Genomic DNA, 13,961 nt, shown 5'->3' with positions numbered 1-13,961 from the left:
TATGTAATTTATAAAAAAATAATAACAATAATTTTTCTATTTAAATAAAACAATTTAATATACGCTCCGCAATCTCGCTTGCAAATTTAATGTCTGAACCTTATTGTTTTTTGCTATAGCCAATTTTTGAAGTTTATCACGTAGTAAAATCAAAGTCTTTACCTAAGGCAATATACTTCCTAATACGGCTCATAAGGTTTTGGAAATATGTAAGATTGTGCCAAGTCATTAGCATCGCTCCAAGTATCTCACCTATTCTAACTAAATGATGCAAATAGGCCTTGCTATAATTTTTGCAAGCAGGGCAAAGGCAATCAGTTTCCAAAGGCTCATTATCTTCAGCATATTTACTATTGCGGATATTTACTGTGCCGTATTTTGTAAAAGCCTGACCATTACGACCTGACCGAGTCGGGATTACGCAGTCAAACATATCTACCCCTCTGCTGACTGCCCCAATAATATCAGTAGGTTTACCGACCCCCATCAAATATCTAGGTTTATTTTGCGGTAGAAAATCAGGGGTGTAATCAAGAACTTTAAACATAAGTTCTTGCCCCTCCCCAACAGCAAGTCCGCCTATAGCATACCCTTCAAAATCAAGCTCTATTAAATCTTTAGCCGATTGCTCACGTAATTCTTCATAAACACTTCCTTGAATAATACCGAACTGTGCATAACCATCTTGCTTGACAAACGCCTCTCTTGATCTATGTGCCCATCTAGTTGTGAGCTGCATAGAGGTTTTGACCTCCTCAAACGTTGCAGGATAAGGCGTACATTCGTCAAAAGCCATGGTAATAGTGCTGCCAAGCAGATGTTGTATCTCGGTAGAATGTTCAGGCGTCAGCAAATATTTATCACCATTAATATGTGAGTTAAAACTTACTCCCTCTTCGGTTATCTTGCATAATTTTGATAGCGACATTACTTGAAACCCACCAGAATCGGTTAGTATTGGCTTATTCCAATTCATAAATTTATGCAAACCACCGAGTTTAGCAATACGTTCAGCACTTGGTTGTAGCATTAAGTGGTAGGTGTTACCAAGTAGAATATCGCTACCGGTCTTAGCTACCGATTCAGGTAGCATTGCTTTAACTGTTCCTCTTGTTCCGACTGGCATAAAAGCAGGCGTACGAATATTGCCGTGAGCAGTAGTAATAATCCCGCTTCTTGCTTTTTTATGTTGATTATGAATATCAAAGGAAAATTTTGACACTAATAGCTGCCCTTTTATTTTAAGTATTAAAGACAGCATTTTAGCATAATATAGATTATAGATAAAGATTTATTGCCTATGTGGGTTGTTTCCCTCTTATTACAAGAAAAAATTAATGTTGTTGGATGATTCAGTTCAATCCTTGTCATGCCGTGGTGGCATTACCCTAGTGAATCATTTTTTCCGTCTGAGCTAAGGAAATTATGAAGTAATTGTAGGTACGCAATCCAGCTAAAAAATGCTAATTTATAGTATTTTTTATTATTTTTCCTGGATTGCCACATTCGCTTCGCTCATTCGCAATGACGACTTGGTATCCACGTAACAACCCCATCACGGAATAGAATCGATTCATATTACAACGCTTTCTTGCAATAAGCAATGCAGGGTAAAAATACTTATACGCAAATAGCGAGTGATCTAACAAGTTCAATGATTATTTTTCTAACATCTGGATTCTGTATTTTAGTAAACGCTCTAGTTAATGATAGGATTTCTCTTTCTAAAGTTCTAGTTAAGTCTTCTCTATTAAAAGGAATATTATATTCATACTCCGCATCTTCTTCAGTCACGTTACTTAAGAGATTTCCGCCTATTTCGTTAGATAAATATTAAGTTTCATTATCAAAAATATTATCATCAATATTTAATTTTTCTTCTTCGGAAATAGAAGCGTTGAAAAAATGCTTTAACGGCGTATTTAAAACTTTTGCTAAAACATATAATCTACTTACTGGTATAGTACTTATTCCCTCTTCATATTTTTTTATTTGAATAGCACTAATGTCTAAAGTTTCGCCGAGTTCTTTTTGACTAAGACCTATTGCAATACGACGTTGCTTTAAGCGTTCACTTGCGAATTTATCTATAGCTTAATGCGATAAGATAGTGACTTAGAGTATGAGTTAGATTATACTAAATGAAAAACTTATGGCAAAGGCATATTCATACGATTTAAGAATACGAGTAATAAAAAGTTTAACAGATGGTAAAACAATAAAAGAGACTTCTGAGATATACTCTATTAGTAGGAAGACTATAATAGAATGGAAAAAATTAAAGAAACAAACCGGCGATATCAAAGCAAAAAGTGGTTATCATACAGGACATCGTAGAATAATAAGAGACATAGAGGGATTTAAAAAATTTATAGAATTAAATTTTGATAAACCACCATGGAACTAGCTAACAACTGGAGTCAAAAAGTATCTGCAAGTACGATATCAAGATTGCTTAATAAATTAGGTTATAGTTATAAAAAAAACTTTTCTTCATCCCAAAAGAGATGTTGGTCTAAGGAATGAGTTTATATTGAAACTAAAAACTATAGACAAACAAGATTTAGTATTTATCGATGAATCTGGGATAGAAGATAATAGCTGTAGAGAACACGGGTGGAGCATTATCGGTCAAAGATGTTATGGTGAAAGGGTCTATCAATATAAATCACGGATTAGTATGATTGCTGGGGTGTCTGCCAAAGATATTATTGCCCCAATAATATTTGATGGGACATGTAATAAGGACATTTTTGAAACTTATGTACAAGAGATATTGATCAAAGAGTTAAAGCCTGGTCAGATAGTAGTAATGGATAATATTAATTTTCATAAAAGTACAAAAGTGAAAACGTTAATTGAACCTGTTGGTTGCAGTATTTTATTTTTACCAACTTACTCTCCTGATTTAAATCCTATTGAGCATTACTGGTTTAAAATCAAGAACGAAATAAGAAAAACTGTTTCTAATTTTGAGCACTTTTTTGATGCGGTTTACTATGCTCTTGAAAAAGTCACTACCTTATCGCATTAAGCTATATGTGTTTTATTGTATTCATAATTAATAATAGGCTTAATATTAAAAATTGGTTATTACAATGTATATTCAACTTTGAATATACATTGTACACACAGCACACATTTAATCAAGCAACTTTATTAAAAATTTAATACAATTACACTAATTCCTTGATTTAATAAGCTTTTTGTCCAATAAATAATTAACTAAAAATATCAAAAATATGATTAACAGAATAGTAATATTTCCAAATCTCGAAGAAATTGTGGGAGAATCTAATTTTTTAGGAATTAAACCATCAATATAATTTGTTTCATTTAAATCTAATTTTTTTATTACCCTACCAAGGGGGTCTATTATTGCAGAAATACCATTATTTGCTACTCTAATCATTGGCAAACCGTTTTCTACAGCTCGACTTTTGCTAATATAAAAATGTTGGTATGGTCCACTAGATTTACCATACCATGCATCATTTGTAACATTAATTATTACATCGGCTGCCTCATTATTTGTTCGAACGAAATCGGGAAAAATAGATTCGTAACAAATCAAAGGTTTTATTTTTAAATTGTATTTGTCAAGATAGACAAGCCCGCCATTTCCTTCAGTATAATCAATGAAGCCATGAGTTAGCTTTTTAAAAGGTAATATCTTTTTAAGTGGCATATACTCACCAAAAGGCACTAGATGAGATTTATGGTATTCAAATAACTTATTGCCGTTTTTTTCAAGAGCATACATAGCAGTATAAAGTTCAAACTCTTCTATTCGTTTTTTATTATCCGATATTCCGCCTGTAATTAAAGTAGCGTCTACTGAATTTAGCAGTCCTAACAATTCTGATTTAACTGCCGGTATGTCATAAGGCACTACTAAGGCTGCCTCCGACCAAATAACTAAGTCAATTGATTTAGGCTCGTCTACATCGTCACTCGTCGCTCTCCTATTATCTATAGGCTTTGTTCCTTGCTCATTGTATCCAAGCCCAACTGAATTGACTATAGATTCTGAATTTTTGGATAAATTAATATGCAGCATTAAATTATGCCAAAATTCTTCTTCATTCCATTTATCGGTTTGAGGGATTGATGGTTGTACTAAACGCACTTTTATATCGGTAAAATTTGTAGGATGATTATGTAGCCTTACACTGCCATAAGTAATTATCACGGCTAGGGTCATGCTTGAAGTCAGTAATAAGACTTTTAACTGATTAAATTGTTTGGTAAAAAATGGGTAAAAGGAAGTAAAAATATATATTACTATAAAACTAAGCCCATATATTCCAATTATATTTAAAGGTTGAATTAAAATATCTGAAAATGAAAAAGCATAACCTATTAAATTCCAAGGAAGACCGGTAAATATCCAGGATCTTACCCACTCAAATAACACCCAATATAAGCAAAATATAAAATGATAATAGTTGTTATTTCTAACAAAAAAACTAAACACGCAACTTGCAGATATGAAAAAAGCTAAAATTATAGGTAAGCCAAATAATGCGAAAGGAATTGCCCACCAGAAATCTGATATATAAACGCTAACGCCGAGGCTGATCCAATATATGCCGCTTAAGAAATGCCCAAAACCGAATATGTATCCTAGTATTGCTGCTTCTTGCCAGCTTTTAGATTTTTGTACTAAATAACACAGATAAGATAAGGTGAGTAAAGCAGGAACAAGGAAAGTTGGAGCAAAAACCAAGCCACTTAATAGACCTAATAATAAACAGCTAATCTTCGGTTTATACATTTTTTCATCAAAATTATTTTATTTACAAAATAATACATCATGCTATCATCCAGGCAAGTTATATTTAGGTATACTCGTTGAACTTGAAAACTCTTTTCCAAGTTGAACTTCGTCTACTTGATGTTTTATATTTATACAGGAGTATTATGACTACAGGATTATTACAGGGGAAAAGGGGTATAATTACCGGTATTGCAAATAATATGTCTATATCATGGGCGATAGCACAGCTTGCTCATAAACATGGTGCTGAACTTTGCTTTACTTATCAATCAGAAATCTTAGAAAAGAGAGTTAAACCTCTTGCTGAAGAAGTTGGTTGCAATTTTGTTAGCGAGCTTGATGTTACAAATCCAAAGTCAATTACTGATTTATTTGCTGAAGTAAAAGAAAAATGGGGAACTTTTGACTTCTTGCTTCACGGCATGGCTTTTTCAGATAGAAACGAACTTAAAGGACGTTATATAGATACTAGCCTTGGCAATTTCAATAATAGTTTGCATATATCATGTTACTCCTTGGTAGAACTTGCAAGAGAAGCTGAAAAGTTAATGAATGATGGCGGAAGTATAGTAACATTAAGTTATTATGGGGCTGAAAAAGTTATACCAAATTATAATGTTATGGGAGTAGCTAAAGCGGCATTAGAGGCGAGTGTTAGATATTTAGCAAATGATATGGGTGAAAATAATATCCGTGTAAATGCTATTTCAGCAGGTCCTATTAAGACTCTTTCAGGTAGCGTTATCGGTGACTTTAATACTATGCTTAAATCTCATGCGGCAACTGCTCCACTAAGACGCAATACTCTTCAGCAAGACGTAGCAGGAGCAGCTGTATATTTATTTAGCGAGCTTGCTTCTGGTGTGACCGGCGAAATTCATTATGTAGATTGCGGCTATAACGTTATGGGCAGTAATAAGATAGTGAGTTAAGTTGCCGCTCCATGGTGGTGGCATTGTTGCGTGGCTCCGATGTCATTCCTGCGAAAGCAGGAATCTAGTATAAAGCGAGATAACCTAAGCTTTTAATTTTAAAAATTTGCTGTATTTATGCTTTTTTTTCCTAGATTCCCGCCTATGCGGAAAAGCATTGCCCGCGTGGATTAGTTTTTCCGTCTGAGCTAAGGAAATTATGAAGTAATTGTACGTACGCAATCCAGTATAAAAATGCTAGCTTATAGCATTTTTATTATTTTTTCTGGATTGCCACGCTCATTTCATTCGCTCGTAATGACGACTTAGTATCCACGCAAGCAAGCCTCATACAGGAATGACATAAGCGATCTATGTAACAATGCTTGCAGCTCATTGCAATGAAGTTTTTTGACTCACATAGGATGACAAAGAAAAAACTACTCCATAGTTTTTTCGATATTGACTATTATTGCAGGGGATTTATTAATTTCTTGTTTAAGAGTTTTTCGTATTGTAGATTTTATTCTTTCTTCTATCTGTTCATTAGATAAAACTTTTTTAGTTTGGCTCTGCTGCGTCTTAATAAGCTCTGCGATGTCATTTTTAATTATATTAATCAATTGCATATCTTCATTTGCGTCAAGTAAACCTGGCATAGATAATATCGGCTTTGCAGCAAGCATATTTTTTTGATCAATTACAATCGAGGCTATTACTATACCAGACTCACGCATACGTCTTCTAGCTTTAAAAATAGGTGATTCTATAGGGAGTAAATAGTTACCATCGACAGCTAAATAACCGCTTTCAACTTTTGCAATCACTTTAGCATTATTAGGCTCAAGTAGCACCACGCTACCATTCTCAACTTCCACTGCTTGTTTTATGCCATTTTTCTTAGCAAGTTTAAAATGCTCATGAATATGTACTGGCTCACCATGTACAGGTATACCAATATTTGGTTTAATTAAAGAATACATTTTTTGCAGCTCGTCGATAGATGGATGCCCTGATACATGTACAAAATGATCTCTTTCAGTGATAACTTCCACGCCGGATTTGACAAATATATTAAACAGCCTGAATATTTTCTTTTCATTACCAGGGATAATTTTTGAAGAAAAAATCATAGTATCTTTAGGAGCAAGCTTTATTGATGGATGTGAGTTAGAGGCTAGTTTTGCAGTAGCAGCTAGCGGCTCACCTTGGCAGCCGGTAGCAATTATTAATAGCTCTTCTCTTCTGAATCTACTAACATCACGTTCACTAATTAAAGGTGCAATATCTTTGAAATAGCCGCTTTCTTCGGCTGCAAGCTTAATTCGGTGCAAGCTTCTACCGGTTAGGGCTACTTTTCTACCTGCAAGCTGAGCTGCGTGAATTATGGTATCAAGGCGTGCTAGATTAGAGGCAAAAGTTGAAACTACCACCATTTGTGGACAGCCAGCTATAATATCTATTAAACTTTTTCTAACATCACCCTCAGAGCCGGAACTTCCTTTATTAAAGACGTTGGTGGAATCGCAAACTAACGCAAGCACTCCCTCGTCCCCATAAGATTTTAAAAGCTCTTCATCGGCTTTTTTGCCTAGCACCGGATCGTTATCAAATTTCCAATCTCCTGTATGTAAAATATTACCAGCTTCCGTTCGGATCATAATTGCTTGCATCTCAGGTGCTGAGTGGGTTAATGGTACCATTTCCAGTGAAAAAGGAGCTAAATCTATTTTACCTCCTAGTTTTACTTCATGAATTTTAATATTTTTAGCAAAATCATATTCATTTAAACGAATTTTTAAGAAATTTGCCGTGAAAGTAGTAGTATAAATAGGACATTTGAGGCTATTCCATAGATATTGTACTCCGCCCAAATGATCTTCATGAGCGTGAGTTATGATCATTCCAACTATATCTTTTTTATGTTTTTCAATGAAGCTGCTATCCGCAATCATCATATCAACGCCTGGTAAATAATCATCAGCAAAACCGCTACCACAATCAATAATTAGCCATTTACCTTTATAGTGATACAGATTAAAATTCATACCTATTTCGTTAGAACCACCAAGAGGTATAAATAGTAAATCATTTTTATGATTTTTGATATTGAATGATGACATATTAATTTCTATAATTATTATACTTATGTATTTATTCTTATAACTTATTATTGCTTAAGCGTCTATCTTAAAAAAAGAAATTCACAATGAATATAAATAAAATAGCATTAGTTTATAACCAAAGTTCTAAATCTTCAGATAATATAGAGAAAATAAAAAAGCTTTATGCTTATTGTGACGTGGAAGATGCGGATGTAATCATGGTAGCCGGCGGGGATGGGGAGTTACTGCATAACATACATCGTTATATGCATTTAAACATACCTTTTTATGGTATTAATTTAGGTAGTCTCGGCTTTCTGATGAATCCTTTAGATATTAAAAATATATTGCAAAATATGCAAGAAAGTACAGCCTCTATTCTTAATCCACTTTTAATGCAAGCTGAAGCTGTGGATAGTCAAATATATGAAGCTCTTGCGATTAATGAAGTATCAATATTCCGCAAAACTAATCAAGCTGCTAAGTTTAGAATTGAAGTAAACGGCGTAGAGCGAATGAGTGAGCTAGTAGCAGATGGAGCTTTAGTTGCAACGCCAGCAGGTAGTAGTGCCTATAATTTATCTGCTGGTGGTCATATTCTACCCTTAGAGTCAAATATGTTATGCCTAACTCCTATATGTTCATTCAGACCACGTAGGTGGCACGGTGCATTATTACCGTCTTCGGCTTCCATTAAATTTGAAATACTTAATACAAATAAAAGACCAGTAAACGCCACTGCCGATTTTCAGGAATTTAGTAATATAAAATCAGTTACTATCAAATCAACTAACGATAAATCTATCAAACTGCTCTTTAATAAAAACCATACTTTAGAAGATCGTATTATTAAAGAGCAATTCGGCGGGTAGACTCGTTTAATTTGAAAAATTGGCTACGTTGTTTTTCATTTTTAATCCTTAAGTATTAAGTATACGCTGCGGTTAAAAATATCAAAACGTCTTGCTCTTTTCCAAATAAAACTTCGTCTATCTTAATCATACGCCTAATAATTCTAACTCATGCTGAGTTGCTTCAGTATAGCTTATAGGCGGTTCTTCATCCGGTAAACCAGTATTATAACGTGTATTAAATACTTGAACAGCTTGAGCAGTGAATTTATCGAATATGCCAGTAGATTGTACTCCGTAACCATATGCTTGTAAATTTTCTTGTAAAGCTTTAACCTCTGCTCCTGTATCGCCAGATGTTAATAATTTTTTGCTTTTTTGTTCATCTGTAGTTTCAAAATATCTACCAAAATCAGATTCAGCCAAATCTTTCCAAGGGAAAAGTTTGCCTGGAGCTATATGATTATTTACCTCTCTGTTTACAGTTATTTCACCCAGACCAACTAAATTTGTTTTTAGATCTATTTCTGGATATCTTTCTTGTATGTCAGTAAGAAGATTTTTTAATTGAGAAATTTGTATGGTAGAAAATTCACTTTTTGCATCGTTAATAAGCATTATACCGATACCAAAATCATTAACACTATCTGTTCCTTTCCAGCTACTTTTACCTGCAAAAAAAGTTTTGTCAGTTAAATCATTATGATATTGATACTGTTTTTCATCTTGATCAATAATATAATGTACGCTTGTGCCGCCCCCCTGTAGTGTGTTGATGGTTTGTTCTAAATTACCATTGCAAACAGAATATGTAATTACTACGGTGGTAGGTTTTACTCCTTCTGGTCGCGGAGCCATAAATTTACTTTTATTTGAATTGCTTATACCATTGTTGCTTAGCATAATATTACTCATATTTTATTTAATAAAAGTCCAAACTTGAACTATATAAATTATTAATATTTTTTAACCTTTCAGTCAAGTTACTTTAGATTTTATTAAAAAATATTAATAAAATCTTTACAAAAAAATAAATTAGTATATACTATACGTTCAAAAAATTTTAATGTCAAAAAATATGAAAGGAAAGATAAATTCTTTTAGACTTGCCCAAGAAAAAGACTTTTTACGCTTATTAATCAAACTAAAAAAACTCAAATATTTAAAAGCGATTTGCTAAATAAATTTATAGAATTATATAAATATATATTAAAAGAAATTGATGTTAGGGATTATTTGAGAATAATCCAAAACTTAAATACTCCAGAATTAGCTTTAGAATTTACTAATTTAGCTATTTCAAGAATAGCTAATCAGAAAAATAATTTTCTAAAATGTTTATTAGAAAATTACCCTTATGAAAAACTTAAAAACCATAAATTGTTTATAGATTATGAAATTAGTGAAGATGGCTCATATTTAGAACATAAATTTTCTAAATCAGTCATATTTTTTGAATGTAAATCTTTTTCTAATTCTTCTTGCTTAAAAGATAAAATTTTCAACAACTTTCTTGCTAAAAAAAGCCTTTTTTATTTGGCTGCTATAGAACAAAATATTTTATTAATGGAAGCAGTAGCTGTAGATATATTCAAGACGGGGCATATAGTTTTAAATTTATTAAATACTATAGATCAAGAGAAATATAAAACAGCGTTTCATTTTATTATAGAAATTGTACATTTTGTAAAGCCTGAATTTCAATTTGATATTATTAAACAATTAGCAGATACAATAACAGAAGATTTTAATGTTTTAGCCACTATTACTAATGTATTGCTTGAGCTTGAAAAAGACGAAGAAATAATAACATTACTTGAACCTAAATTATTAACTATAAAAAATAATGTGATACCGGAAGAGTCTGGCATTATTTTTTGTCGTTTCAATTTATCATTAGCATATTTTAATATAGGAAATTTGTCATTAGCTGAAAAACAACTTTTATATTTTTTAGAAACCGAGCCTGACGATAAAGACGCTCTCTATAACTTATTTAATATTTATTTAACACAACAAAAGTTAGACAAAGCTAAGGATTTAACAAAAAATTCCCCAAAAGATTTAAAAATTTTAATGGAAATAAGTTTAGATTTAGCTGAGATTAGCACTATAAAACTAAATTCAATTAATCAGGATGAATTACCTGCGACAAGCAAAAGTCAATTTCGTTGTTTTGAATATATTGCTAAATTTAACAGCTATAATGATTCTGAAAGAATCTCAAATTATGAAAACTTGAAAGAAGAATTAATTGAAATTAATAATATAATTGATTACGCAGTATTATCGTTTACAACTGCTATTTATACCAAACAATATGAATTAGCGGCACAATTTGCCAAAAAAATACCTAAAAATATAGTAACTCCATATATAGAAAAAATTAGGTTTTTATTAACTCCTGTCGAATATATAAGCGAAGTTCATATAGAAGAACTAAGAAGTAAGTTTGAGTTATCACAAGAAGATGCTATAGATTTAGTGATTCAAGTCAGTAGCTGTTTAGTCGCAGATGAACAATATAAATTAGCCCTAGAAAAAATTGAAGAAATATTACTGCTTGAACCTCAAAACTACAGTGCTATAGAGATTGGTCTTAGTGCTACTGAATTAATTAACAATCAAGAAAAAATCCAAGAATATAGTATATTATTACATGAAAAATATGAAAAAGACTTTATTAATGATATACAAAATACTCATAAGTATTATCAATCAATAAAAGAGATTAATTTACGTCATGCTATTAATAATACAAATAGTAATATTAGCAAATGGGTAATTAAAGAAAGAGAGATTAATAAAAACGATGCTATTTCTTTAGGTAAATATAAAGGACTTGATTGTTATGGAATAATTAGCACAGATATAAAATGCGATAGTACTCAATATAATGAATTTATCAATGCGTTAGAAAAAGGTATAATTTACAAACAGCATGGAAATAATGGAGTTAAATTTCTTAAGGAAAATGCTGTTGAAATCAAAATTAATGGCGATAATCGTCTATATACAAACAAATTATATACTAATCCCCAAGGTGAATTATTAATAAATTTTGATCATTTTGGTAATCATAAAGATGTAATGAAATTTGCTGGAGAGCATAATTTAGAATTTCATGAAGCTTTTTAACCTACTCAAAAGGTTGCCTTAGGTTAATAGCAGCAGACAGAGTTCCCTCGTCTAAATAGTCGAGTTCACCACCGATAGGTATGCCGCTAGCAAGGCGAGAGATTTTTGCAGGATGGTCTTTTAGATATTCCGTAATAAAATAAGCAGTAGTTTGTCCCTCTAAAGTAGAGTTAGTTGCGATAATCACTTCTTTAATATTTTCTTTAAAGCACCTGTCAAGTAGTTCTGGTAACCTCAAAATACTGGGGTTTTGTCTGCTAGCTGCTGATAAATTATGACCAAGCACATGGTATAGCCCTTTGAAATTACCACTACGCTCCATTGCCCATAATTCAGCAACAGTTTCAACGATTGCGATAACTGATTTATCTCGATACTCAGATGTACAAATGCCGCAAATATTTTCAGTATCCATATTACTGCAAACCTGACATTTTACTATTTTCTTATCTATTTCTATAAGATTATTGATAAGGGTTTTTAGTCTTACATCCTTGTCTTGCAATAAATATAATACTATACGTCTTGCTGATCTACTGCCAAGCCCAGGAAGCTTAGAAAATAGGTAAATTAACTGGTCTATCTCATTATTATCGTTCATATTAAGCCTTTATTACGATAGTTCCAGCTATTTTATCATGTAATGCTTGTTTCTGAGAAGAGAAAAGTATAAAGAAAATACCGACTGGAAATGTCATATATCCAAGGAATCGTTTAATTAACTGTTTAAGGGTCGGACGGTTAAAGTCGCTTGCGTCTACTATTCTCATACGCATAAATATTTTACCAATCGTCGCTCCTTTATAATACCAAAAACCTATAAAATATGAACCTATCACTGTTAAATTAATTAGTAAAATTGAAACATTAAATAAAATATATTTATTAAAATTTCCTGCTTTAAGATATTCATAAAATTCTTGGCTCATAACAGATTGAAGCACCTCGCTTTGATTATGTAAGTCAATATTATAGCTCTGGAAATAATCATTGTAGAAAAAAATCATTAGATAAAAGAAACAAAATTGTAGAATTGGGATTGCTATGAAAGCAAATAACGATAAATCAAGTGCCGTAGAAAAAATACGTGCTATAAAATCAGGATAGATAATTTGTTTTTTCATTGCTGATTGCTTTTATTTAGTGTTAAATATATTTATTTAGTTTTATACATTACAGTATTTATGGAACGATTTGAAGCATTTAGTTTATTATTTGTTGATAGTTTTGTCTCAAACTTAATCATCGGTTTTCAACGAGAATTAATTCTTCATTCTATGAAAATGTTTGGTAACTATAGTTACTCTATAATGTTTGTAGTAGCTACTTGTGCTTCTCTTGGTGGTAATATAGTTAATTATATTTTTGGTAAATGTGCTTTAAATATTTTCTACTCTTCTAAAAATGAACAGAATATTTTGAGACATAAAAATTTAACACAACTTTTTTGTAAATATGAGCTATTTATACTTCTTCTAATGGCGTTTCCTTTTTGGGGAAGTTTTATTTCCTTATTTGCTGGTTTTTTTAGAACAAAATTTTCAAAATTTTTGGGGCTTGGTTGTTTAGCAAAAGCCTGCTATTATATTGCAGAACTATATATTATAAAATAGCCATGAAAAAATTAACCTCAGAAAACTCTCATAGACAGCAAAAAGTAGCAAGTATAATAAATGAAGCATTAATTGAGATTTTACATCGTGGTAAAATGCTTGATCCTAGACTTTACGATTGTCCTCTTACAATAACAAAAATTATAGTTACCGCTGATTTAAAAATAGCCAACTGCTATTTTCTACCTTTTAACACTAAACTAACGCCTCAAGAGATTACCGAAAGCCTAAATAATTCCAAAAATGCTATCAGAAATTTCGTAACAAGCAAGATAAATATGAAATATTCACCTGATATAAGATTTCATTACGACCACGGATTTGACAATGCCTTAAAGGTAGAGCAGTTACTAAAGGATACTAATAATATATAATTATTAAAAGAGATATATTTTAGATAGGAACAGGTGCTAGGGGATAAACTCAATCATTGAAAACAATAATTATCCATTGTACTAAGTATTTAAAAATACTTAGTACAACAGTCCCCTAGCATAAAGTTTGCACTAAAGGCTTAATAAGCTGTTTTGCAATAATGGAGTTTAAACATCATTCACGTTTTA

General features: G+C 31.8%; 13 protein-coding genes and 1 pseudogene. 6 read left to right on the top strand and 8 right to left on the bottom strand.

Going from position 1 to position 13,961, the window contains the following annotated elements; all coding sequences use genetic code 11:
- Positions 1-136: 136 nt before the first annotated feature.
- The 3 genes from tgt to ACICQC_RS08800 form a co-directional block, all read right to left on the bottom strand.
- A complete protein-coding gene (gene tgt, locus ACICQC_RS08810; protein ID WP_395477704.1) occupies positions 137-1,222 on the bottom strand; it encodes a tRNA guanosine(34) transglycosylase Tgt in 1,086 nt (361 codons plus the stop codon).
- Positions 1,223-1,620: 398 nt separating this feature from the next.
- Positions 1,621-1,794, bottom strand: coding sequence for a hypothetical protein (locus tag ACICQC_RS08805; protein WP_395476729.1), 174 nt, complete (start codon positions 1,792-1,794; stop codon positions 1,621-1,623).
- 39 nt (positions 1,795-1,833) lie between these two features.
- On the bottom strand, positions 1,834-2,007 hold the full coding sequence (locus tag ACICQC_RS08800) for a hypothetical protein (RefSeq protein ID WP_395477703.1): 174 nt from the start codon (positions 2,005-2,007) through the stop codon (positions 1,834-1,836).
- Positions 2,008-2,152: 145 nt separating this feature from the next.
- Between ACICQC_RS08800 and ACICQC_RS08795 the strand changes: the two are divergent.
- Positions 2,153-3,034 (top strand): annotated as a pseudogene (locus tag ACICQC_RS08795) (IS630 family transposase).
- Between the two features lie 147 nt (positions 3,035-3,181).
- On the opposite strand, the gene lnt reads toward ACICQC_RS08795, so the two are convergent.
- Complete coding sequence (lnt, locus tag ACICQC_RS08790) at positions 3,182-4,777, bottom strand: apolipoprotein N-acyltransferase (protein WP_395476728.1); 1,596 nt, start codon at positions 4,775-4,777, stop codon at positions 3,182-3,184.
- Positions 4,778-4,923: 146 nt separating this feature from the next.
- On the opposite strand from lnt, the gene fabI reads away from it, so the two are divergent.
- Complete coding sequence (gene fabI / locus ACICQC_RS08785) at positions 4,924-5,712, top strand: enoyl-ACP reductase FabI (protein ID WP_395476726.1); 789 nt, start codon at positions 4,924-4,926, stop codon at positions 5,710-5,712.
- A 419-nt stretch (positions 5,713-6,131) separates the two neighbouring features.
- On the opposite strand, the gene ACICQC_RS08780 is transcribed toward fabI, so the two are convergent.
- A complete protein-coding gene (locus ACICQC_RS08780; RefSeq protein WP_395476725.1) occupies positions 6,132-7,814 on the bottom strand; it encodes a ribonuclease J in 1,683 nt (560 codons plus the stop codon).
- An 86-nt stretch (positions 7,815-7,900) separates the two neighbouring features.
- Here ACICQC_RS08780 and ACICQC_RS08775 point away from each other — a divergent pair, with 86 nt between their 5' ends.
- The gene (locus tag ACICQC_RS08775; protein ID WP_395476724.1) at positions 7,901-8,668 is read left to right on the top strand and encodes an NAD kinase; all 768 of its coding nucleotides are present in this window, start codon (positions 7,901-7,903) and stop codon (positions 8,666-8,668) included.
- 126 nt (positions 8,669-8,794) lie between these two features.
- Here ACICQC_RS08775 and ACICQC_RS08770 read toward each other — a convergent pair whose 3' ends face one another.
- Positions 8,795-9,562 (bottom strand): N-acetylmuramoyl-L-alanine amidase, encoded by a 768-nt coding sequence (locus ACICQC_RS08770; protein ID WP_395476723.1) that lies wholly within the window; start codon positions 9,560-9,562, stop codon positions 8,795-8,797.
- Positions 9,563-9,820: 258 nt separating this feature from the next.
- Here ACICQC_RS08770 and ACICQC_RS08765 point away from each other — a divergent pair, with 258 nt between their 5' ends.
- The gene (locus tag ACICQC_RS08765) at positions 9,821-11,785 is read left to right on the top strand and encodes a tetratricopeptide repeat protein (RefSeq protein WP_395476722.1); all 1,965 of its coding nucleotides are present in this window, start codon (positions 9,821-9,823) and stop codon (positions 11,783-11,785) included.
- 1 nt (position 11,786) lies between these two features.
- Here ACICQC_RS08765 and recR read toward each other — a convergent pair whose 3' ends face one another.
- Positions 11,787-12,386: a recombination mediator RecR gene (gene recR, locus ACICQC_RS08760; protein WP_395476721.1), complete on the bottom strand. Its 600-nt coding sequence runs from the start codon at positions 12,384-12,386 to the stop codon at positions 11,787-11,789.
- Position 12,387: 1 nt separating this feature from the next.
- Positions 12,388-12,909: an RDD family protein gene (locus tag ACICQC_RS08755; RefSeq protein WP_395476720.1), complete on the bottom strand. Its 522-nt coding sequence runs from the start codon at positions 12,907-12,909 to the stop codon at positions 12,388-12,390.
- 60 nt (positions 12,910-12,969) lie between these two features.
- Between ACICQC_RS08755 and ACICQC_RS08750 the strand changes: the two genes are divergently transcribed.
- Together ACICQC_RS08750 and rbfA are read left to right on the top strand one after the other, a co-directional pair.
- Positions 12,970-13,398: a DedA family protein gene (locus ACICQC_RS08750; RefSeq protein WP_395476719.1), complete on the top strand. Its 429-nt coding sequence runs from the start codon at positions 12,970-12,972 to the stop codon at positions 13,396-13,398.
- Positions 13,399-13,400: 2 nt separating this feature from the next.
- A complete protein-coding gene (gene rbfA, locus ACICQC_RS08745) occupies positions 13,401-13,772 on the top strand; it encodes a 30S ribosome-binding factor RbfA (protein WP_395476718.1) in 372 nt (123 codons plus the stop codon).
- Positions 13,773-13,961 lie beyond the last annotated feature (189 nt).

The sequence above is a fragment of the Rickettsia endosymbiont of Pantilius tunicatus genome (assembly GCF_964291875.1).
In the GTDB taxonomy this organism is placed as follows: domain Bacteria; phylum Pseudomonadota; class Alphaproteobacteria; order Rickettsiales; family Rickettsiaceae; genus Rickettsia.
This window is presented reverse-complemented; position numbering and strand designations above follow the sequence as displayed.

Bases quoted from the DNA above. Each gene is read 5' to 3' on its own strand.
- lnt (WP_395476728.1), bottom strand. From the start codon at position 4,777: ATGTATAAACCGAAGATTAGCTGTTTATTATTAGGTCTATTAAGTGGC.
- fabI (WP_395476726.1), top strand. From the start codon at position 4,924: ATGACTACAGGATTATTACAGGGGAAAAGGGGTATAATTACCGGTATT.
- ACICQC_RS08780 (WP_395476725.1), bottom strand. From the start codon at position 7,814: ATGTCATCATTCAATATCAAAAATCATAAAAATGATTTACTATTTATA.
- ACICQC_RS08775 (WP_395476724.1), top strand. From the start codon at position 7,901: ATGAATATAAATAAAATAGCATTAGTTTATAACCAAAGTTCTAAATCT.
- ACICQC_RS08770 (WP_395476723.1), bottom strand. From the start codon at position 9,562: ATGAGTAATATTATGCTAAGCAACAATGGTATAAGCAATTCAAATAAA.
- recR (WP_395476721.1), bottom strand. From the start codon at position 12,386: ATGAACGATAATAATGAGATAGACCAGTTAATTTACCTATTTTCTAAG.
- ACICQC_RS08755 (WP_395476720.1), bottom strand. From the start codon at position 12,909: ATGAAAAAACAAATTATCTATCCTGATTTTATAGCACGTATTTTTTCT.
- ACICQC_RS08750 (WP_395476719.1), top strand. From the start codon at position 12,970: ATGGAACGATTTGAAGCATTTAGTTTATTATTTGTTGATAGTTTTGTC.
- rbfA (WP_395476718.1), top strand. From the start codon at position 13,401: ATGAAAAAATTAACCTCAGAAAACTCTCATAGACAGCAAAAAGTAGCA.